Below are 19,714 nucleotides of genomic sequence, written 5' to 3' on the forward strand. Positions count from 1 at the left end.
GTACGATCATCCGGATCGGCTCGCGGGAATCGAGCGACCGTTGACCGAGATCGCGTTTCGTAACGGCAGGAATCTGCACCTGAAGATGCTCGTCGCCGACATCGGTTTGCGCTGCGATATTTTTCATGAATCCATGAAAACATAATTTCATGAAAATAGGAAGCCCGAATCCTCCGGATCAGGAGACGCTCGGCCCGCTGCGCTGCCGCCCGAGTGTCCAGTTGATCCCGCCGTCGCGCATGATGCCCGAGACCGATTTGCCGACATGGCGATCGAGAACAGAGCGCCACGGCACCAGCGTGAAATCGCGCGACCGTTCGATGAGCGCATGGCGACCACTCGTCATCTCGACTGCGCGCACGAGCCTGCCTTGAACAGCCTCCCCCTCTCTGGCCTCGGCGAACGGAACGCCTAACTTGTCGGAGAGCTGGCGGGCGACACGCAGCAATTCTCGCCGCTGGAGCGCGGCGAGCATCCCTCGCCGATAGACCGTCTGCCCATCCTGTTCGTCTGCAAGCTGTTCGGTGATCAGCCATTGCCGTCGCATCGCCTGCGCTGAACGAACCTCGCGGCCGAACCCGGCATCGCGCACCGGCGCTGGGCTGGCGGCAACCAGCTCACGATCGAGCCAGGTCGCGGCCTCGGCCGCTGGCAGATTGTCGAGCGGGACGGTCGACAGCGCCTCGATGGCGACGGGCCGGTCGTGGAGTTGGCGCGCCTCGAACCGAACCACCTTGTCAAGATGATCGGGCGTGACGATCCAGCTTCCATCGGGATCGCGTTCGACATTGCGGGCGATCTTCCGCATCGCCTCCAGCCGGCGGACATGGGTTTCGGCGAAGCCTTCACTGGCGCTCGGGTCCTGCTGCAAATGCGCGTCGATCGTGTAGCGTCCGTCGTTCGCGGCGGCGACTTCGACAATCGTGCGATCGACCGGGCGAACGCCGCCCTCACGCGGCACGATCCGGACGATGGCGTTTTCGGGGGTCGGATCGACCATCTCGCCCTCGCCGATCTCGGCATAGTGCGTGCGCCCGTCGATGCCGTCGATTAGCAGATAATGGCGGTCTTCATGCTCGTCCGCCAATCCCCGCATGATAACGCGGCCGATAATCGGCGCGGCTTCCTGCGCCGTCGGATCATAGATGACGCGATCGGCCGCGGCACAGTCGAGCTTCCGCGCGGTCAGCTCGCGCTGCATGGTACGGATGATATCGCCACGCTCCCCGATCCGGCGCAGTGTGTTCGCGAGGTCGGGCTCGAGCCGCCAGGTGTCGCTGCCGATATGCGAGGCGAGTCCCATGCGCCCAAGTTTCTGCAAGCGGCCGACGCGAACCGATTGGTGAAACGGGTCGCTGTCGCTCGCGCTGACCAGGCGCATACTATCCATGTCGCGGATCAGCCGTCGGTCGATCGCGGTCAGCCGCTCCACGCCAGTATCGCTGCGAAGCCGCTCCTCGATTTCAAGGTCGGTGCGCGGCCCGAGGTCGAGGTTGGCGATCTCGATCGCGCGTTGCCTGGCCCCGTGCGAAATATATTCGCGCGCGATCAGCAGATTTTCGCCCCGGTCATTCACGCCGCGCACAACGATATGCGTGTGCGGATGGCCGGTATTGAAATGGTCGACTGCCACCCAATCCAGCCTCGTGCCGAGATCCTGCTCCATCTGCGTCATCAGCCTGCGCACAAAGGGCTTCAAGTCCGGATATTGGTCGGCGTCCTCGGCCGACACGATGAATCGAAACTGGCGGCGGTCGCCGTCGCAGCGTTCGAGGAACACCTTGCCGTCGGCGACATCCTCGTCGGCCGAATAGAGCGCGCCGGGCTCGCCCTCGCGGGTCACGCCATCGCGCTGGATATAACGCAAGTGCGCCTTCGCGCCGCCCATACCTTTCCCGCCAAGTCCAACAGGCCGTATCTTGACGATCACGCGGCGCGACCGGAACGCGCCCAATCGGTCGCGCGATCTGAGCACCCGTGCAACGCTCGCGCCACGTCCGATCCGGCTGCCGTCGAAGCGGCCACGCCTGCCGGTTTTTAGCCCTGCGCGCTTTGCCGCTTTCACGACGCGGCTCAGGTAGCGCTGCTCCTTGCCCCGGCAGCGCATCCGGCCCAGGTGCGGTTCGAACTCATCATCGCGCATAGCGGCGTCCTTCCATACCGGAATGACGCTCCCCGCCGATAAGAATGGCGCGTCCTCGCCAGAGCGCAAGGAGTCTCGCGATTGGGATCGGAAAAGCCCAGAAAACCGCCATTCCTGGCAACCCTGTCTCGCACTCAAAGGGCGAGTCTCGCAAAAGCCTTCAAAAAACGATGTGCAGACAAACACTTACAAAATCGCGAGATTTTGCCTCTATCTTGCCGTCAAGCCCGACTGCCACCTGCCGCCCCAGACGCCCGCTTTGCCTTCCCGCCTTCCCGATTAGAAAAGGGGAGCGGCGCCATGCGGCACCACTCCCGCGAACCTGCCCCTTCAACAGCGCATCGCCTTATTGCCAGCCTGCCTGTTCGGCCTGACGCAGCGCCCGATTGCACCGCTTCAGCCTCTTCTCAGCGGCCCTTAATTCGGCTTCGATCTGCCGCCGTTCTGCCGCGTCATCGCACCATGAAAGCTCCGCGCGAAGCTCCTCGATCTGTTGTTCAACCGACATCTCATCCTCCTGATACAAGCGAAAGATGAGCCATCGCCCGGCGGGGAGCGGGTCGGGTCAACCACCGCGCAGCGGCCGCGAAGCGGGCGACGGGGGAGCCGATTTTCTCGTCGCCGGAGTGGAGCGAAGCGGAACGCAGGTGGCGTGAAAATTGGGGGAACCGTCGATGGTTGAGGCGGTCCGTTCGCCGCCGGATACTCGGTGCTTGCTGAGCGGATTTCTTCCTCTCTGCAGGCCCGCAAGCGCGTTCCGGTGCAGGAAAAGGCCCACGCCGAGCCCTCAAGGCATGAGGAAAGCCCCGCGCCGGGTGACCGGCGCGGGAGCGATCCGGCTCAGTCGCCGGGGTTCCAGATGACAGCGAACGCGTCGTCGTCGTCCTGCCCGGCGGCGCGGCCGAGATTGGCGTAGAGGGTGCGGCCGCCAAGTTCGGGGGCTGACATGGCGAGGCGGACATATTCGCGCTGGCTCACCTCGCCGGTGCGGATCCAGCCGCCGCCCAGTTCGACGCCGTTCGACAGCACGCGGTAGTCGGGCTGGTCCCCGGTCTTACCGCGATTGGGGATGATGGCGATCTCGGCATTGACCGAAAGCGTCTTCAAGGCGCCCCGGAACGAACCGTCGTTCTGGCGCTGGACATGACCGATTGCGGGCATTTCTCGTCTCCTTCACACAGTCGCCCGACCCGATGCCGGGCGATGGGCGGACCGAAGGGACGGCCCTTGAGCGCGCTGCGAACCGCAGGCCGAAGCGAAGCGGAGGACCGGAAGCGCGGGGCTGATTTGGAGCGAAGCGGCCGCGAGGAGCGCCGCCAAAGCGGCGCGGGGAAATCAGTTCCGCGCGATGGTTTCGCGGGGCGCGCGGCCGTCCCAGGTCATGCGCCCAAGGAGCCGGCGACGGGGTGGTGAGACACGAAAGGACGAGATGCGCGCGCGGACAGGAAGCCCAGTCCGGCGTCCTTCCGGGAAGCCATGATTGCTTTCGCGGCCACGAAGCGGCGGCTATAGCCTCACGGCGATGAACGAAGGAACGACGATTGCGGGGCAGATCGAACGGCTGATCGTGCGGCTGGACGGCGCGGCGGTGTGCGATGCCTGCGTGACTGACCGGCTCAACCTGTGGGTTACCGCACAGGCCAATGTCGTCACCCGCGCGCTCGGCGGCACGCGCGGATTCGAGCGGCAGAAGGACGAATGCACGCTATGCGGAAGCACCCGGACGGTGATCCGCCGCACCGCCCGGTAGGTCAGGCGGCGGGGGTTTTCGGCACGCGAGCGCGCGGTGCGGCGCGATTTGGGCTAGTTGCCGTCGCCCGCGAGCGCGCGCGCCAGCGGCTCGTTGGTCGCCTCGATCTCGATGCGGTCTGCGAAAATCGCGCACCAGCCGCTGCCGAATTCACCGATGCGGGGCTTGGAACAGGTCATCGCCCAATCAAAGCCTATCGGCCCCTTGGACAACGTTTCGGCGCAACATCGCTGGACGACCACGGCGATAGCATAGGCGTCGAAATCGTCCATGCTGGCGAAACACACGATCCGCACGGCTGGGTCGTCGGGGCAGGTTTCCGCGATGAAATCGGCTCCGATGGTGGGAAATTCGGGATCGTTGAACGCCTCGCGAAACCCGCTCCACGGCACGTTCGCATCGTCCGGCGGAAAGGCTGCGAGCAGCGCCGCGCTCGGCGGATCGGGCGCGTCGTCATTCGCCAGCGCGTAGCCAGCGTTTGCGACTTCCTCGATCAGCGCGCACTCGGCGGCGGTGCAGCGAAAGGCGAAGCTGCCCTGAATCCAGATGTCAGCCATTGCTCGCCTCCTCCCGTTCGGGCGTGATGACAAGCGGGGGCACCGCGAAGTCGGCCGCATCGAAATGCGCGATGATCGCCGCATAGCTGCCCAATCGCTCGGCGGTGCAGCGCCCCATGAGGATATAGTCGTCCTCGTCGGCAGCGTAGCTTTGCGGTTCGCCGCTGCCGGTGAACACGGTGCGTTCCGCACCCCACTGGCAGGCATAGGCGCCCGACCAGCGCGCGAAGAAAAGCCCATGCGCGATGCAGAAGGCTTCGAGTCCCTCGAACCGCCCCCAGGCGACCTCGTGCGCCATGAGCGCCAAGGGCTCGCCCTCGGGCAGATCGCCGAGCGCGAAGGGTTCGCCGTCCCATTCGGTGGACAGCCCTTCGTTCGCGATGGCCTCGGCGAAGGCGGGAAGCTGGCTGGCGGGGAGCGTCCCGCCGATGGTGATGGATGCCGAAACACGGTCGGCCATGACAAGTCTCCTGTCTGAAATCCGCGCTGCGAGGGCCGCTTGCGGCCGAGCGGCGCGGCGATTTTATGGGGGGCGGAACGGGCGGCGGGTGCGCCGCCGCCCGTCCAGTTTCATGCGGCTTCGCGCTCGGGCTGTTCCTGCGGCTCGGCCTTGGCAGGGGCCGGAAGCGCAATCACCGCGCCGGGGCCGGTCGGTTCCGGCTCGCGGTCGGGGCGCGCCGCGAGCACCTTGGCATGAGCCGCGACGGTGCCGACGCCGCCGCGCGCCGTATAGGCAGCGGGCGGGAACGCCATCCATTTCGGCACCCAACCCTCGACCTTGGGCCGTCCGTTCGTGCCGTCCAGATGGTCGCGGACGATGCGCTTCAAGACCTTGCCCGGTTCCTTCGCATTGGCGGCGGCGACAGGTTCGCCCGCCACCTCGGCGACGATGCGGGTCAGCACCTCCTTGTCGCGGACACACTCGAAAAAGGCGTCGTCGGCCTGCCAGTAGCGGGCCATATCGACGCCGATCTCGCCGCCCACCGCCTCGACGGCGGCGCTGCCGCTGGCGAGCGTTTCGCCCATGACGATCACCACCACGTCCATGACGGCGCGGTCGGGCACGTCGAGCAAGCGGAGGAACACGCCGACAAGTCCGAAGTCGTCGCCGTTGCCGCCGGCCACGGTCGGTTCCTCGGGCGAGAAGCCGAGAAGGTCCAATACGGCGCGGCGCTTCGTATCGAAGTCGGTTTCCGCGCGGCAGGTTTCGACGCTTTCGGCAACCAAATCGTTGCGCGCGGTCTGCGGCTCGGGCTTGATGGTCCAAAGCGGCGAACCGACGATGGCGTGCGCCACCATCAAGCGCAGCGCGACCTTGGGGTGACGGGTCAGCGCGGCGCGCACGGCCGCGTGGCGATGCAGGTCGATATAGGTCTGCATCGTGCTCGTCACCTCGGGGCGCGGCACCTTGGGAGCGGTGTCGATCGGCTCGCCGCGTTCGAGCCGCTTGGCCTCCTTCGACGTGACATAGCCCTCGTAAAAGTCCACCTCGCCGCTCGCGCGCACGTCGATATAGACGCGCGCCCCCTTGCGCTTGGGAGCCTTCACAAACTCGTAGCGATGGAAGTATTCGCCGCGCGGGACGATCACGACATCGCTCCATCCCTCGTCGAGATAGGCTTCGCGGCGATCCTCGATGGCCGCGTCCTGCTCGCGCCAGAAGGCGTCGGCGTCGGCGAAAAAGCGATCCTCGCCGAACAGGTCGGCGATGATCGCGAGCTTGAGCCTCTCGACGTCGAACAGGGCATGTTCGACCTTGATCGACGCGCCGCCGAACAGCCAGTCCTTCAACTGATGGCCGGTCGGGCAATAGGCGTCGGGGTCGCTGAACAGCGCCAGCCATGCCTTTTGCTGGCTCGTGCTCGCCAAGGTCAGGTGCCGGACGGTCGCCGCGTTGATCTCTTCCTTGCGGTAGAGGTCGCGGATGCGCGGCAAGAGATTGCCGAGCGCGAGGATGCGTTTGACGCCAAGCTCGGGGATGCCGAACGTCGCGGAAATATCCGCTTCGTCGCGGCCTTCCTTGACCAGCCGGGTGAAGGTTTCCCAGCGTGTCACCTCGTCGGGCGCGAGCCGCGCGATATTCTCGATCAGCGACGCCTCGATGGCGGCGGCATCGTCGCCGTTCTCGAGAATGGCGCACGGCAAGGGGTCGGCGCTGCCGGTTTCGCCCGCGACGATCTGCGCGGCGGTGAAGCGCCGCGCGCCCGCGACGATCTCGAACGCATCGGGACCGCAATTCGGTCGCACGATCAGCGGCACGAGAACGCCGCGCGCGCGGACGGTCGGAAGGATGTCGGACACGTCCGGCGCCTTCTTCGCGTAGCGCATATTGGCCTTGCTGACGGACAGCTTGCCAAGGTCGATAAAGTCGAGTTTCATTGGTCTGCTCCTTCTGGAGCGCCGGTCCCGTTTGTCTTGCTGGATGGGCGGGACCGGCACTCGATGCGGCGAAACGCGCCGCGCGTCACCCGCCTCGGGGCGGAAGCTCCTTGCCGTTGCGGCTGTCGGCCGCGCGGCGAAGTTCGGTTTCAGCGAAGATGATCGCGCCCGCCCGCCGCGCGGTCTCGGCCCATGTCGAGAGCGGGGCGAACGGTTCGAAATGCTCGTCGCGCTCGATGAACAGGCCGAAGGGCAAGCGGACGCTCGCCATTTCGGACAGGCTGAATGTGCCGAGTTCGGGAAAGCCGAACCCCAAGTCGGCAAGGCCGAACAGCGTGTCGTCATCATCGTAAAGCTCGGTCGCGAGCCATGTTGCCGCGCCCAAGGGATTGAAGAATTTGACCAGCGGAACGGGATCGGGTTCTGGCGCGCCATCGCGCGCGGCGGCGCAGCGGGCCAAGTCGTTCGCGCGCAGCGCGAAGCGCAGTTCGGGGGTCAGCAGGATCATGCCGCCGCCCTCCGCTCGTCGCTTTCGCTGGCCTCGGTATGGCGCGCCATTATCCAGTCGGCGGCCTTGCTCGCCGCGCTCGCGGCGCAGAAGATGGCGCGATTGTCCTCGCGCAAGACCTCCAGCCATGATGCCAGATAATCGGCATGGCGCACGGTCGGTTCGATGCCAAGCGCGGCGCAGAGGAAGGCGCTACCCATTTCGGCGACCAGTTCCTCGCGGGCGTAGTCCTTGCTGCCGAACGGGTTGAGAATCTTGCGGTCGAGGCGCGAGGCGTGGCCGGTCGAATGGGTCAGTTCGTGCAGCGCGGTGCGATAATAGTTGATCTGCTCGAAGAACGCGGGTTGCGGCGGAACCTGCACATAATCATGCGCGGGTACATAGAAGGCACGGTTGCCGCCGATGCGGAAATCGACGCCCGATGCGGCAATAACCGCTTCGGCGACGGGCACGATCTGGCGTTCGGGGAGCGGCGCGGGGCCGGCGGCAAGGCCGGGGCGCAAGCCTTCGCATTGCGCGACGTTGAACACGGTGAAGCGTTTGAGGAAGGGCACGGCGCGGGCCTCGTCGCCGGTCAGGCGTGCGCGTTCCTTCTCGGCCTCGGGGGTGAAGCGGTCGGCATAGACAACGGTGGTCCCGCGCTCGCCCTTGCGGACGTTGCCGCCTGCTTCAAGGGCTTGGCGGAAGGTCAGCCACGATTGCGAAGGATAACCGCACTCGATAACCGCGCCCCAGAGAATGAGCACGTTGACGCCGCTGTAATTGCGGCTGGTGAGCGCATTGCGCGGAAGGCCGGGGGCGGCGGAGAAGCCTTGACCATTGGGGCGGCCCCAAGGCTGGACCCAAGGAACGCGGCCCGCCTCAAGTTCGGCAACGATCCGGTTCGTCACCTCGTCGTAAAGATTGGCGCGCTCTGCCGGGGGCTGGCTCCTGCCAGCTTCTCCGCGCGCGCGATGCTTGCCGCTCTGGCGCATGGCTATCCTCCTGCACCGCCCCAAAAACCCCAGGGCCTCCCCCGGAGCGGGGGTGGGCGGCGAACTGCGACCTGCCGGGCGCGGCCAGAAGGCGGTCCGCACCCGCAGGGCCGCAATGCAATGGAGGAGCCGAGCCCGAGCGCAGTCGAGGGCCGGCTTGCGGGACGCCGGGCCGGGCCCAGAAGGGAGCGCCGTCCACCCGTGCGACGAGGGGAAGGCCCAACGAAAAACGCCGCCGCGCCGGTCAGGCGCGGCGACGACAGGCCGGAGCAAGGCTCCGGCATCCCGCCAGTCCGATCATCACCTTTGGCCGGGACGCGCGAAGCGTGGCCCGGTGGAGCTTGGCGAACGGATGTGAGCCTAGCGGAATAGAGCGGCGGTCGCGCCGCAGGCGCGAGGCGCCCAAAAACCCGGATGCGTCAGGTCAGACCCTGCCGTCTTGACGCACTCTCGCCATGGTCGCCTTACGCGACGGTGACGCGGAGGCGAGCACTCGGCCGACTGACCCGCCGCGGATCAACCGTGCAGCGGGGATCCGTGCGAACCGGTGCGAGCGGTCATCGCGGGCAACAGGCTCATCATGGCGGCACTGGCGATGATGATCGCGCCGACCGCCGCGGCGATGCCGGTCGCGGTCGGCCGCGCGCCGCCGAGATGCATCAGGCCGGAGACGACGCTGTGGCCGGCGATCCCGGCGGGCACAGCGAAGAGAAAAGCGACCGCCCCGCGAACTGGAACCGGCAACCGTGACGCGATGAGCATGCGTCCGATCAGCAAGGCCGCGACGCCGACGACGAGGCCGAGAAGCAGGCCGAGCAACAGCCCCAGCTCGCCACCCGCCGCCCACAGAAAGGTGGCCGCACCCAGCCCGACCGGGAGCGCGAAGACGGCGAGCCGGAACATCGCCCAGGCGAAGAGGACGATGCCGGTGGCGGAAAGGATCAGACCGAGCAGCATGACGACCAACTCCATAGCCTCGGAACATAGCAGAAACACGAATCCGCATGAAGCCCGGATCGGTGCTCACTACGGACGGCCTGGCGCAGCCGTCTCGGGCGGCCCTGCGCGTAGCACGACGAACAGCGTGGCCGCGCCGGCTTCGCTCCGGCCGGCAGGGGGCCGGTCGCCGATCGCGAAGAAGATGGCATTGGCGGTACGCGGCGTTGCACTGGCGGCCGCGACAGCCGACTGGGAATTGACGGGCACTCCGGCGACGCTCGCGAGATAGGCGCGGGTCTCGCCGGGCAGCGCGCGGCCGGTCCGCACGTGCTCGGCATAGCGTGCCGGTCCCGCATTATAGGCTGCGAACAGACCGGGATAGCCGAAGCGGTCATACATCAGGCGAAGATAGAGCGTCCCCGCCAATATGTTGTCGCGCGGGCTATGTGGATCGGACCCGAGCCCGAGCCGCGCGCGCATTTCGGACCAGGTGCCGGGCATGAGCTGCATCAGCCCCATCGCGCCGGCGTGGCTGGTGATCGGGCGACCGTCCAGCATCGTGCGTCCGCCGCTCTCGGCGCGCATGACGCGCTCGATCCATTCTACCGGCACGCCGAAACGCGCCGAGGCTGCCTCGATATAAGGCCGCCAGTGAACGACCGACTGCGCGCCAGCCGGCGCCGCCGCTAGCAGCGCCAAGGCGGTGATGGCGACCCTCAGCCCAGCCACAACAGCCGCGCCTCGCCGATGACGTCGCCGCGCGATGTCGGTCCGAAATAACGCCCGTCGAACGAATCCGGGCTGTCCATCAGGAGGAACAGCGCACCGGTTCTCAGTGTCACACATCCGCTCCACCGCGGCATCGGCCGCCCGCGGCCGTCAGCTTCGCGGCGATCAGTGACTGGGCGGCCATTTACGGAGATATCGCGACCACGGGCGCAAACGCGGTCGCCGGGCACGGCCGCGACGCGCTTCACCAAAGGGACGTTGATCGGAATGTAGCGCCGCTCGGCGGCGAGCCGGCGCCAGCGGTCGGGCACGCGGGCCAGCACCATGTCGCCAGCCGCGATGTCGTGACGGCCGCCAACGGCATAGAGGCCGATCGGCGCGCTGGCCGACACGTTCCAGACCAGCCGCGGCGTCGGGGGCAGCGCGATCGTCGCCGTCAGCGCGGCGACGCCAACACTGATCAGCACGGAGGCCCGAACCGGCAGACGGGAGGGTAACAGCCTAGCCATTTCCGCCATCCCGCATGTTCGCGCGCGACCAGGCCTCGATATCGTCGATATGGTAGCGCCAGACGGTGCCGTGTTTCCGGCAGCACGGACCGCGCCGCTCGCGGCGCATCTTCTTGAGCGTGTCCGCTGCGAGGCCGAGATGGAACGCGGCCTGCTTGGTTGTCAGGAACGGGCAATGTTCGCGTGCCCGCCGGGCGCGCTCCGCGGTCGAAGATACAGCTCCACCGTTCACAGCGGGCGGCGCCACCTCGGTCGGTGTTCGTGCGCCGCCGCCTGCTTTGTCGTTCGGATCGTGTGTCATGGATGCAGCGTCTAGTCCGACGAACCCGCGTTACCCGCCGATCAGGCCCGCACGCGCCGCTTCCTGATCCGCGACGTAGGCGTCCAACATGTCCGCCTGACCGGGAAGCAGCGCGTCGATCGCCGGGAGGCCGTCAATATCGTCGCGGTAAAGCAGCACCGATGGGCACTGGCCTTCGACATTACCGAGATTGGGGCGATGCTGGGCATAGCCGATGAGCGCGGCCAGATCGGGATCGAACGCTCGAGCGATGGCGGGCGGGTAGACGAGATACTGATTCTCGAACGTCCGCAGCCATCCGAGGCAATAGGAGGTGATGACCGCGCGGCGCACATGATCGGACTGGTTAGCGCCGGCACCATGCAGGATCGATCCGAGGAACAGCAGCGCGGAGCCGGGTGGCATTTCGGCGGCGACCGGACGTGCATCGCCCGGTTGCGATGCCGCATCGTGATGGCTGCCCGGCCAGACCAGCGTCGCGCCACTCTCCAGCGTGAACGGATCGATCGGCCAGATGACGTTGATCTGATAGTGCATCCCGGTCTTGACGCCGCCCCAGAGATCCTGGTCGCGGTGCGGCACCTGCGCGAGCGCGCCGGGATGGATTTCGATCGCCTGGGTGAGGTTGAGAACGATACGATCGCACCATTCCCCGAGCACCGTTTCGGCGATACCGCAGATGATCGGGTGCAGCACAAGGCCGGCGATATGCCGTGAACGCCGCAACAACGCGCCAAAGCGCTTGGTGCGGGCTCCGTAGAATCCGCCTTCGCAAAAGGGCGTGGCGACGAAGCGCGGTGCGAGTTCGGCTTCGAGCGCGGTGATTAGCTCGGTCGGCACGGCGTTATCGACAATGACAAAACCGTCGGCGAGCAGCATCGCGGCGAGGCGGGCGGGGTCGTGCATCGCCATTCCCTTCACGCGGCTCTTGCCGCCGCATCGGGAGTGATCGCACCCGGCACATAGATGCCGTTCGACGCCAGCAGCGCAGGCGTACCGGCGCAGATCTCGATGCGGAACGCTCCAAGGAACGCGCCATCGATGCGGCGCGCGGGGCCGAGCGGCGCTGCGCGCCAGCCCATCGCCAAAACCTCCTCGCGAAAAGCAGCGGTCACGACGCCGGTTAGCATGGTGATTCCGCTGCCGAGCGCATGATCGACCATCGCCGAGATGAGCCGGTTGCGGACACGCAGGCGTCCGGGGGCGCCCAATCGTTGCGGCAGGCAAAGTCGCGTAATCTCGCGAACCTGCTCCCCCCGGGGCGCATCGCACTCGCAGAGCGACGCGAAACGATCGGCGAGCAGATGCGCGCCCTCTGTCGATAGCAGCCGCATCGACCCCTGGTGAATGCAGCCATCGTCGGTGGCGATCAGATAGACCGCCTTGTCGCCGTCATAGCTGTCGATTTCATAGCGGCCGCCGACGACCGGAACATCCCAGCCCAGCAGATCGACGAACAGGGTCTTGCGGTCCTCGAACATCGAGGCGGCGCGCGCATCGGTAAGCGAGCACCCTTGGACAATATGGATCATAGCAGTAGCTCCCGTTCAACGTGAACGGTCGCAAAAGGAGCAGAGATGCGGAGTTCAAACAGTCGTCAATATTGAGGATGCGGCGATCCTACTCAGAAGCGCGGGACGATCTCCTCGATGCAGACGATCCCGCAGGCGAGCGCGATCGCCGGGAGCTGCGCGCGGGAATAGATGCCAAAATGCTCGCGCAGGTCGCGCATGTAGGTGCGCACGGTCGTTGGCGCGATGTGCATCATGATCCCGATCTCGACGTCGCTCTTGCCCATCGCCGCCAAGCGAAAGCATTCGAGCCGCTTTGGGCTGAGATGGGGCAATTCCAGGCGGCGCGCCGGAAAGCCGTGCAAGCGCCGCGCCTCGGTAAAAGCCTCGCTCGCCATCAGCGTCGCGATCCGGCAGATATGCGATGGCGGCAATTGCCCGTCGCGCGTTGCGAACGTACAGCATCCGGGCGGCTCGCCGGCGACGCCAATCGGAACGGTGAGGCCGTTGCGCAGGCCATGACGCGCGGCTTCGCGCACGATGCGCGCCTGCCGCCGCGTGAAGCCGCCCAGCAGTCGCTCCATTTCGTGCCAGCCGAACGCCCGGCTTGTCGAGCGCGCCGCGAGCAAGGCGGGATCGTCGCGGTAATTGCCTTCGGCGACGAAAACGTCGCCCCAGCTCTGGAAATTGTCCATGCGGAAATATCGCCCACCGGGCTGAAAGAAGGCCATGCTCTGGACGATCGCGAGCCATGGGAGGCCGAGCTGGCGTGCGGCGGCCTCGCTGCAACTGAACAGCTCGCGATCACTGTTCGCGCGCCTGGCCTGCTTAATATAGGCATCGAGGTCGCGAAACAGCACCGAGGGGCACTCCTTTCGACGCGCGCGTTGCGGGCGCGTCTATCGGGCGCGTGGTTCCAGCCCACGCGCGTGCAGCCCCCGATGATTTACTTGGTCTTGCTCGGCCGCCCCGTCGGCTTGTGCGGATGGCGCCGGAGCGTCACCGCCGGGCGCGCCAGTATCGCGCCGATTTCCAGTTCGTCGTCCGAAACGATCGAGATCGATATCCGGCCGGACAAGAGATAGACGGCATTGACGCCGAGTGCCTTCGCGAGCCGCTCCATTGCTTTCAGCGTCGGGCTCGACCGGCCATTTTCGATCGCACTCAGATAAGAGCTGCTCGTGCCCGCATCATGGGCGAGCGCTTCTTGCGTGATGCGCATCGCAAGCCGCAATTTCCTGAGATTCAAACTGAAGGACTTCGACGCATCCATAAGGGCGTAAGTTCACGCCCTGCGACCATTACTCCACACTGGATACAGGTTGGAGTTATTATCTATATTATTACGTTTTTACAAATATTTAAATGAGATTCCCGAACAACGCGCACTCAACTCTGATGCGGATTCTCAGGCGCGCCAAAAGACCGCATTCGGACGGTCGAATCGGTCGATGACCGAAGCCCTCACGCCAGGACATTGGCCGTGGCCGCCGCAGTGGAAATCCCATCGGCGTCGTCACATCCGGGGCGAGCATTGATTTCAAGCGCCGAGCGAATCACGATGCGAACAACGTCCCGTGGACACGTCCGCAATCGCCGTTCCGGCGTGGCGTACAGGAATCATCGGATAGTTTGACGTGCCTGTGTGTCGTTGTCTCCTTTGATTTGAATGCAGCGAAGCGGAGCGTCGCATTGGTTCATAGTTATGAAATCACCGTTCGTGTCGGGCCGCTGGCCGCCCACCATGCCAACCGACTACTCGCAACAGTCGGTTCTGGCGGTAATCCCGCAGCGGTCCGGTTTGCTCCAGCCCCGCCGAATTGTACTCGGATCTTCATGATGCAGCGGGATCGGTCCGGGGATCGGTAGTGACGAGCCCGAAAAACGTGGCGCCGGCATTGCCTGGAGGATATTGTCGATCTCCCGATAGACGCCTCGCGCTGCCATATGAGGATGGCGCGCCGCTTCGTCCGGATCAAGCACGGGGGCAAAGCAGGCATCGCTGCCTTCCAGCAGTGCGCGCCATTCTTCCCGTGTCCGCATGGCGAATATCTCGCTAAAACGCTGCTTGAGCTCGGGCCAGGCATCACGATCATAGCCGTCGTCAAAACTGCTATCGCCGGCCAACCCCAGCTTTTTGCAAAGCAGCGCATAGAACTTGGGCTCGAGTGATCCGACTGAGATGAAATTCCCGTCGGCGCACCGATAGGTCGAGTACCAGTGAGGGCCGTCAAGGATGCTGCAGCCGCGTATGCTGGCAACCTGGCCGGCGGCCTTCAGGCTCAGGAGCAAGTTCATCATGTGAGCGCTCCCATCGACGATCGCGGCGTCAACCACTTGCCCATTCCCGGTATCCCGGGCGTGCATTGCCGCTGCGAGGACGCCGATGGCCAAATAAAGCGCTCCACCCCCAATATCGCCTACCAGGCTTGGCGGCGCCATTGGCGGTTCACCAGGATGCCCAGCATACCAAAGGGCTCCTGACAGCGCGATATAGTTGATGTCATGGCCGGCCGCTTGGGCGAGAGGTCCCTGCTGCCCCCAACCCGTCATGCGACCGAATACAAGGCGGGGGTTACGCGCTAGGCAAACCTCGGGACCAAGGCCGAGCCTCTCCATCACCCCAGGCCGCATGCCTTCGATCAGTACATCGCCCCTTTGGACGAGATCCAGGACATGCGCGACGCCTTCGGGGGACTTCAGATCCAAGGCAATTACACGTTTCCCGCGGTTCACAATGGCGCCGCTGCCAAGATCGATATTTTCGGAGTTAGGGCTTACGCGTTCAATGACGACGACATCGGCGCCAAGGTCGGCCAACAGCATTCCGCAAAACGGCGCCGGGCCGATGCCCGCAATTTCGAGTATTTTGAGGCCTGCAAGCGGACCAGTTTTCGTCATTCAGGCATACCTGCGTCTGAGACCTTGGCGCTTTGATCCAGGCCGTTTCGCCGCTCCAGATTTCGAGACGGGTTGCAGTCGTGCTGGGCGGCAGTGTCGAAAGTAAGATTGGCAAAATGACCTTGATTCGCCTAATTCATTCTCTGGAGCAATTATTCCTGTGGGGCATGTCCATGCTCGATTCTCGCCTCAAGCATGCCGTCGCGGTTGGTCAGCTTCGTTCCTTCTCCAGGGCAGCGGATGCGGTTGGTGTCACGCAGTCGGCGGTGACCAAGAGTGTCGCTGAACTCGAACGGTATCTTGGCTATTCCCTTTTCCATCGGACCTCACGGGGCGCGATGCCGACAGAGGAGGGACGCGAATTTATCGATCGCGCAGCGCGCTTGCTTGCCGACGCAGCTGAACTACTCGGAGATACAGCCCGCCGCGCCGACGCCTATGCGGGCCCGCTTCGAATCGGACTGTTCCCAGGGTCAATCGACTGGTTGCTCACCCAACCTCTGGTTTCTTTGCTGCGGCGCCATCCGGCAGTGCGCGTCGAAGTCGTTTCGGGCAACAGCGAAAGGGGCGTGCGACTCCTGTCGCGCGGCGATATCGATGTCGCCTTTGGACTTGAAGCGGCCTTTGCACGCTGGCCGGAATTCAAGTGCGAGCGGGTCGCCTCGATCGAAATACTGCCTTTTGTGCGGAACAATCATCCCATTCTGGGGATAAACCCGACCAGCAAGGAGCCGCTGGTCCAGTTCGAATTCGTAGTGCCCTCATCTTCCGAACCCTACACATCGATCATTCAGCAGATGTACGAAAAAAGCGGTAAGCGTCCCGCTGACTGGATCCACATGACAGACTATTTTCAATTGGTTCGACGGATCGTTGCCACATCCGATGCTATCGGGATGGTTGCAAAACAGTTCACCGAGAACTCATGGTTTCGCGCCAATTTCGTGGCCTTGGAGGGAATCGGTTTATTCGATCCATTGACGCTTTGTTATGCTGTGCGTAGCCGCTGGCAGGTAAAACCGGCTGGCCGTGCGCTCGTCAGCCTTGTTCGTCAGGCATGGCGCACCGCACCATCGGATTAACGGCAAGGGGGCGGGGTGCGATCGGAAATCCGCTGCATCCGTCGCGATCAGCTAGAGCATTTCGCGCAGAAGTGGGAACCGGCTTTCCGGCAGGAAATGCTCTAGCAAATTGATCTTGGGCATTTTCCGAGTTGGCGGGTGATTCCACTCGCCTCGAAAATGGCCTAGAAGCTAATCGCCACTTCTCCGCCGATGACGCGCCCCCTGTTTAGCGGTGAAAGGCTTGCACCCGTGCCCCCGAAGGCCGCCGGCAAAGGTGTATCGCCGCCAATCGTCACCTCATTCAGGAGGTTTCGGCCATAGATGGAGAAGCGCCAGTGCTTGTTGTCGGTCGCCAATGTGAGGCTCGCATCGAGCATATCGGCGCCCTGAAGGAAGCCGACGTTGTTGTCGGTGAATGCCGCCTTGTCGCGATGCGTGAAGCTGACACGCGCCGTTGCTGTCCCCAATTCGCCAAGCTGCTGATCATAAGTCAGCCCCACGCCATAGGTCCATGGCGACAGCCTTGGCAATTTGAGCGCACGATCCACATCGTTGATGACGCCATCACCGCTGAGGTCGAACTGGACGTTGCGATACTGGCCATTCACGTAGCCGAGCTGACCCGAAATCACGAGGTTGGACAAAAGAAAAAACTGCCCCTCGGCCTCGACGCCTTTGATTGTGGCGTCGGCGGTGTTCCGTATGACCTGGCTGACGCCAAGCGGTCCGGGCAGGTTGATCTCGCGCTGCAGGTCCTTCATGCGATTGTAGAAGGCCGCCAGGTTGATCCGGTGGCGCCCGAATTGCTTCTTGGCGCCGAGTTCGAAACTGTCCTGGGTCTCTTGATTGAATGGCCCCGGCGGCACAGCGGGATCGGTGTTGCGCAAATTATATCCGCCGCTGCGGAACCCGCGCGTGTAAAGGCCATAAATCTGCGTGTCGTCATCCGGCTTCCACTGAAGGCCGATTTTCGGCGTAAACCCTCGCCATTTTGCCGCGTCGGCGAAATTGGTTGCACAGATCAGCGTGTCTAGATTGCAACCATTTGCGCGTAAGGCCGAGACCCGAACGGCTTTGCGTTCCCAACTATACCGCGCGCCGAGATTCAAGGTCAGCGTATCGGTGAAATGCCAGTCGGTCGAAGCAAAAATGCCCCATGTTGTCTGGTCTTGCGTACCCCCACCGGAAACGATCCGAGCACCGCCCAAAAGATTCCGCAGCTCGGCGTAACGAAGATCCTGGGAAAAATAGTATAGACCGGTTGTCAATTCGACGTCACCGAACCTTCCGGCATAACGAAGTTCGTCGCTGAGTTGATCCTGGTCGATTTCGAAAAAGGCATGAAAGAAGGACTGTGGTGTTCCATCGATATCAGCGCCCGCGGAGGATCGGAATTTCCGATAGCCAGCGATGTTGGTGAAGACGCCTTCGCCCAGACCGACATCGATGTTGGTTTCCACGATCGCCTGGTCCCATTTGGCATCATAGAAACCTGGGAAATTGATCGAAAACCTGAAGCTGTCGCGGGGAAACAGCGCGTGACTCTGGACAGGGGCTCCATCGCTTTCGACATCGCCATGCTCATAGCGGAGATCCATTCGGAAGCGGTCGCCACCCTTGAGCGAAAGTGCCGGGCGAATGATAAGGTCATGTGATTTACCGAAGCTGCGATTGTCGAAGCGGTTGCGAAACCAGCCATTGTCGTCGCTGTAGTAGACGGCCAATTTGGCAGCCAAAACGTCATCGACGATAGGTCCGGTAACCGTGCCGCTTACGGTCTTTTTCAGTCCCGTTTCAATGGATAGCTTGGCTTTGGCTCCAAAATCGAAGCTGGGCCGCGTGGTCCGCACAACCACGGCACCGCCGGTAACGTTGCGACCGAAAAGCAAGCCTTGCGGTCCACGCAGAACTTCGATCCCCTCAAGGTCGAAGTTGTCCAGCACGACACCAGCGTTGATGCCGAGGTAAATACCGTCAGTGAAAACGCCTACGGTGGGGTCGATCGATGGGATCGTGCTGTTGATGCCGAGGCCCCGGATAGTGAAATTGGCATAGCCCGGTGCCGTACCCACATCCTCGAGCTGGACGTTGGGAACGTCGTAGCTCAGACTTTGAAGATTCTGGACGAACTTGGCATCCAGCTGCGCTTCACCAAAAGCCGTGACCGCCATCGGTACTTTCTGCACGCTTTCGCCATAGCCCTTTTTGGTGGCGGTAACGACAATGTCCTCAGCCAGCGCTTCCGTGGCGCTCCCGGTTTGGTCGTTCGCCTGGGGCGTTGCTTCCTGGGCAAATGCTGTTCCCGAGCACAACAACGCGGCAGAAGCCAATAGACATCCTCTCATGGCTGATCCTCTCTTCCCAGGAGATATTGTGTAGTTCATGCCGTTTGGCGGCATTTGAGGGCCGTCGTCCAATTCAATTCGCTGCAGAACTATTCCTGCTGCTCATCGATATCTGGCGGCAGCACGACGCCATCGGCAGCCCGACGGCCGCTCAAAAATATCATGGTAATTCATCGGGTTGATTACGCTCTCAGCGCCCGTTCTACCGCCTCAAGGCTGTCATTCAGCCCGAGCGGGTGCTCGGCATCCGTGAAGTCGACAATTCTACCCCAGTGCCGGGCGACATCATCGAGCGTGAACGCCCTGTCCGCTCCGAAGGCGTGCCCAAGCGCGCGCTCCCACCTAAGCTTGGCGATATAGCCGGCTCCAACTTCAAAAAGCCCTTTGGTTTCGCTGCAATTCTCGTGCGCAAGCCAACCGACCAATGGACTGATCGCTTCCGCTCTGAGATTGGCGAGAAACTCTTGTGGAAAGGCAGTCGCGGTCATACGCGATGCGGCGATTGGGGCGATCGTATTAACCTGGATGTTTCTGGACCGCCCCTCCTCCGCCAGCGCGTTCGCAAGCCCCAATATTCCGAGCTTGGCTGCGGCATAGTTGGCCTGACCGAAGTTGCCGTAGATTGCGGCTGCAGACGTGGTCATGACGATGCGGCCATAGCCCTTGTCGCGCAGTATCGGCCATGCTGCCTGCGTCACTGCCCGCGTCCCATTCAGATGGACCCGCTGAAGCAGTGTCCAGTCTTCGTCGGTCATTTTGTGGAAGCTCACATCGCGCAGGATGCCGGCATTGTTGATGACGACGTCAACGGTTCCGAAGTTGTCAACCGCGGCTTGGATGATCAGCGCGCCCTCCTCGACCGACGCATAATTTGCCACCGCCTGACCGCCCGTGGCTCGAATTTCGTCGACCACATTGTCAGCGGCTGTGGAGCAGCTGCCGCTCCCTTTCTCGTCGCCACCCAGATCATTCACCACCACCTTGGCTCCGCGCCCGCCAAACATCAGCGCGTACTGGCGCCCAAGTCCGCCTCCGGCTCCGGTCACAACCACTACCCTGCCATCGAAACGAAGCTCTTCGTCCATCGCTTGTCTGCCTCTTTTA

At 63.7% G+C, this 19,714-nt stretch carries 21 protein-coding genes; 2 read left to right on the forward strand and 19 right to left on the reverse strand.

The annotated features are described in order from the left end of the window. Positions 1-178: 178 nt before the first annotated feature. The 3 genes from rlxS to ATE64_RS09060 form a co-directional block, all read right to left on the reverse strand. Positions 179-2,143 (reverse strand): relaxase/mobilization nuclease RlxS, encoded by a 1,965-nt coding sequence (gene rlxS / locus ATE64_RS09055; protein WP_058454888.1) that lies wholly within the window; start codon positions 2,141-2,143, stop codon positions 179-181. A 346-nt stretch (positions 2,144-2,489) separates the two neighbouring features. Beyond that, the gene (locus tag ATE64_RS21990) at positions 2,490-2,651 is read right to left on the reverse strand and encodes a hypothetical protein (protein ID WP_167541760.1); all 162 of its coding nucleotides are present in this window, start codon (positions 2,649-2,651) and stop codon (positions 2,490-2,492) included. Between the two features lie 332 nt (positions 2,652-2,983). Beyond that, complete coding sequence (locus ATE64_RS09060) at positions 2,984-3,304, reverse strand: DUF736 family protein (protein WP_058454889.1); 321 nt, start codon at positions 3,302-3,304, stop codon at positions 2,984-2,986. Between the two features lie 361 nt (positions 3,305-3,665). Here ATE64_RS09060 and ATE64_RS09065 point away from each other — a divergent pair, with 361 nt between their 5' ends. Further along, positions 3,666-3,893 (forward strand): hypothetical protein, encoded by a 228-nt coding sequence (locus ATE64_RS09065; RefSeq protein WP_058454890.1) that lies wholly within the window; start codon positions 3,666-3,668, stop codon positions 3,891-3,893. 53 nt (positions 3,894-3,946) lie between these two features. Here ATE64_RS09065 and ATE64_RS09070 read toward each other — a convergent pair whose 3' ends face one another. The 14 genes from ATE64_RS09070 to ATE64_RS09135 form a co-directional block, all read right to left on the reverse strand. After that, on the reverse strand, positions 3,947-4,450 hold the full coding sequence (locus ATE64_RS09070) for a hypothetical protein (protein WP_058454891.1): 504 nt from the start codon (positions 4,448-4,450) through the stop codon (positions 3,947-3,949). Next, complete coding sequence (locus ATE64_RS09075; RefSeq protein WP_017499952.1) at positions 4,443-4,910, reverse strand: hypothetical protein; 468 nt, start codon at positions 4,908-4,910, stop codon at positions 4,443-4,445. The genes ATE64_RS09070 and ATE64_RS09075 overlap by 8 nt, the downstream gene beginning before the upstream one ends. Positions 4,911-5,020: 110 nt before the next feature. Then, a complete protein-coding gene (locus ATE64_RS09080; RefSeq protein WP_058454892.1) occupies positions 5,021-6,829 on the reverse strand; it encodes a ParB N-terminal domain-containing protein in 1,809 nt (602 codons plus the stop codon). Positions 6,830-6,914: 85 nt separating this feature from the next. Then, positions 6,915-7,337 carry a DUF2958 domain-containing protein gene (locus ATE64_RS09085; protein WP_058454893.1) on the reverse strand — a complete coding sequence of 141 codons (423 nt, stop codon included), beginning with the start codon at positions 7,335-7,337 and terminating at the stop codon, positions 6,915-6,917. After that, the gene (locus ATE64_RS09090) at positions 7,334-8,311 is read right to left on the reverse strand and encodes a zincin-like metallopeptidase domain-containing protein (protein WP_058454894.1); all 978 of its coding nucleotides are present in this window, start codon (positions 8,309-8,311) and stop codon (positions 7,334-7,336) included. The genes ATE64_RS09085 and ATE64_RS09090 overlap by 4 nt, the downstream gene beginning before the upstream one ends. A 516-nt stretch (positions 8,312-8,827) precedes the next feature. Further along, on the reverse strand, positions 8,828-9,268 hold the full coding sequence (locus ATE64_RS09095; protein ID WP_137775485.1) for a hypothetical protein: 441 nt from the start codon (positions 9,266-9,268) through the stop codon (positions 8,828-8,830). A gap of 69 nt (positions 9,269-9,337) precedes the next feature. Then, positions 9,338-9,979: a lytic transglycosylase domain-containing protein gene (locus tag ATE64_RS09100; RefSeq protein ID WP_058454896.1), complete on the reverse strand. Its 642-nt coding sequence runs from the start codon at positions 9,977-9,979 to the stop codon at positions 9,338-9,340. Further along, positions 9,967-10,488: a S26 family signal peptidase gene (locus ATE64_RS09105; RefSeq protein ID WP_058454897.1), complete on the reverse strand. Its 522-nt coding sequence runs from the start codon at positions 10,486-10,488 to the stop codon at positions 9,967-9,969. The genes ATE64_RS09100 and ATE64_RS09105 overlap by 13 nt, the downstream gene beginning before the upstream one ends. Next, positions 10,481-10,789 (reverse strand): helix-turn-helix domain-containing protein, encoded by a 309-nt coding sequence (locus tag ATE64_RS09110; protein ID WP_082657684.1) that lies wholly within the window; start codon positions 10,787-10,789, stop codon positions 10,481-10,483. The genes ATE64_RS09105 and ATE64_RS09110 overlap by 8 nt, the downstream gene beginning before the upstream one ends. 30 nt (positions 10,790-10,819) lie before the next feature. Further along, a complete protein-coding gene (locus tag ATE64_RS09115; RefSeq protein WP_082657685.1) occupies positions 10,820-11,701 on the reverse strand; it encodes a phytanoyl-CoA dioxygenase family protein in 882 nt (293 codons plus the stop codon). Between the two features lie 5 nt (positions 11,702-11,706). Next, the gene (locus ATE64_RS09120) at positions 11,707-12,321 is read right to left on the reverse strand and encodes an acyl-homoserine-lactone synthase (RefSeq protein ID WP_058454899.1); all 615 of its coding nucleotides are present in this window, start codon (positions 12,319-12,321) and stop codon (positions 11,707-11,709) included. A gap of 92 nt (positions 12,322-12,413) precedes the next feature. Continuing rightward, on the reverse strand, positions 12,414-13,160 hold the full coding sequence (locus ATE64_RS09125; protein WP_058454900.1) for a LuxR family transcriptional regulator: 747 nt from the start codon (positions 13,158-13,160) through the stop codon (positions 12,414-12,416). Positions 13,161-13,246: 86 nt separating this feature from the next. Then, complete coding sequence (locus ATE64_RS21130) at positions 13,247-13,573, reverse strand: helix-turn-helix transcriptional regulator (RefSeq protein WP_017499963.1); 327 nt, start codon at positions 13,571-13,573, stop codon at positions 13,247-13,249. A 482-nt stretch (positions 13,574-14,055) separates the two neighbouring features. Further along, entirely contained in the window at positions 14,056-15,201 is a 1,146-nt protein-coding gene (locus ATE64_RS09135) for a CaiB/BaiF CoA-transferase family protein (RefSeq protein ID WP_041685272.1), read from the reverse strand. A 116-nt stretch (positions 15,202-15,317) separates the two neighbouring features. Here ATE64_RS09135 and ATE64_RS09140 point away from each other — a divergent pair, with 116 nt between their 5' ends. Beyond that, complete coding sequence (locus ATE64_RS09140) at positions 15,318-16,283, forward strand: LysR family transcriptional regulator (protein WP_217352622.1); 966 nt, start codon at positions 15,318-15,320, stop codon at positions 16,281-16,283. Positions 16,284-16,447: 164 nt separating this feature from the next. On the opposite strand, the gene ATE64_RS09145 is transcribed toward ATE64_RS09140, so the two are convergent. Next, the gene (locus ATE64_RS09145) at positions 16,448-18,595 is read right to left on the reverse strand and encodes a TonB-dependent receptor (RefSeq protein WP_208598043.1); all 2,148 of its coding nucleotides are present in this window, start codon (positions 18,593-18,595) and stop codon (positions 16,448-16,450) included. A gap of 197 nt (positions 18,596-18,792) precedes the next feature. Next, entirely contained in the window at positions 18,793-19,695 is a 903-nt protein-coding gene (locus ATE64_RS09150) for an SDR family oxidoreductase (RefSeq protein WP_011415065.1), read from the reverse strand. Positions 19,696-19,714 lie beyond the last annotated feature (19 nt).

Origin of the sequence: Sphingopyxis sp. H073 (genome assembly GCF_001468395.1) — a bacterium.
Taxonomy (GTDB): domain Bacteria; phylum Pseudomonadota; class Alphaproteobacteria; order Sphingomonadales; family Sphingomonadaceae; genus Sphingopyxis.

Coding starts and splice junctions, on each gene's coding strand:
- ATE64_RS21130 (WP_017499963.1), bottom strand. CDS start 13,573: ATGGATGCGTCGAAGTCCTTCAGTTTGAATCTCAGGAAATTGCGGCTT.
- ATE64_RS09140 (WP_217352622.1), top strand. CDS start 15,318: ATGACCTTGATTCGCCTAATTCATTCTCTGGAGCAATTATTCCTGTGG.
- ATE64_RS09095 (WP_137775485.1), bottom strand. CDS start 9,268: ATGCTGCTCGGTCTGATCCTTTCCGCCACCGGCATCGTCCTCTTCGCC.
- rlxS (WP_058454888.1), bottom strand. CDS start 2,143: ATGCGCGATGATGAGTTCGAACCGCACCTGGGCCGGATGCGCTGCCGG.
- ATE64_RS09135 (WP_041685272.1), bottom strand. CDS start 15,201: ATGACGAAAACTGGTCCGCTTGCAGGCCTCAAAATACTCGAAATTGCG.
- ATE64_RS09105 (WP_058454897.1), bottom strand. CDS start 10,488: ATGGCTAGGCTGTTACCCTCCCGTCTGCCGGTTCGGGCCTCCGTGCTG.
- ATE64_RS09065 (WP_058454890.1), top strand. CDS start 3,666: ATGAACGAAGGAACGACGATTGCGGGGCAGATCGAACGGCTGATCGTG.
- ATE64_RS09060 (WP_058454889.1), bottom strand. CDS start 3,304: ATGCCCGCAATCGGTCATGTCCAGCGCCAGAACGACGGTTCGTTCCGG.
- ATE64_RS09070 (WP_058454891.1), bottom strand. CDS start 4,450: ATGGCTGACATCTGGATTCAGGGCAGCTTCGCCTTTCGCTGCACCGCC.
- ATE64_RS09150 (WP_011415065.1), bottom strand. CDS start 19,695: ATGGACGAAGAGCTTCGTTTCGATGGCAGGGTAGTGGTTGTGACCGGA.
- ATE64_RS09115 (WP_082657685.1), bottom strand. CDS start 11,701: ATGGCGATGCACGACCCCGCCCGCCTCGCCGCGATGCTGCTCGCCGAC.
- ATE64_RS09090 (WP_058454894.1), bottom strand. CDS start 8,311: ATGCGCCAGAGCGGCAAGCATCGCGCGCGCGGAGAAGCTGGCAGGAGC.
- ATE64_RS09110 (WP_082657684.1), bottom strand. CDS start 10,789: ATGACACACGATCCGAACGACAAAGCAGGCGGCGGCGCACGAACACCG.
- ATE64_RS21990 (WP_167541760.1), bottom strand. CDS start 2,651: ATGTCGGTTGAACAACAGATCGAGGAGCTTCGCGCGGAGCTTTCATGG.
- ATE64_RS09085 (WP_058454893.1), bottom strand. CDS start 7,337: ATGATCCTGCTGACCCCCGAACTGCGCTTCGCGCTGCGCGCGAACGAC.
- ATE64_RS09075 (WP_017499952.1), bottom strand. CDS start 4,910: ATGGCCGACCGTGTTTCGGCATCCATCACCATCGGCGGGACGCTCCCC.
- ATE64_RS09080 (WP_058454892.1), bottom strand. CDS start 6,829: ATGAAACTCGACTTTATCGACCTTGGCAAGCTGTCCGTCAGCAAGGCC.
- ATE64_RS09120 (WP_058454899.1), bottom strand. CDS start 12,321: ATGATCCATATTGTCCAAGGGTGCTCGCTTACCGATGCGCGCGCCGCC.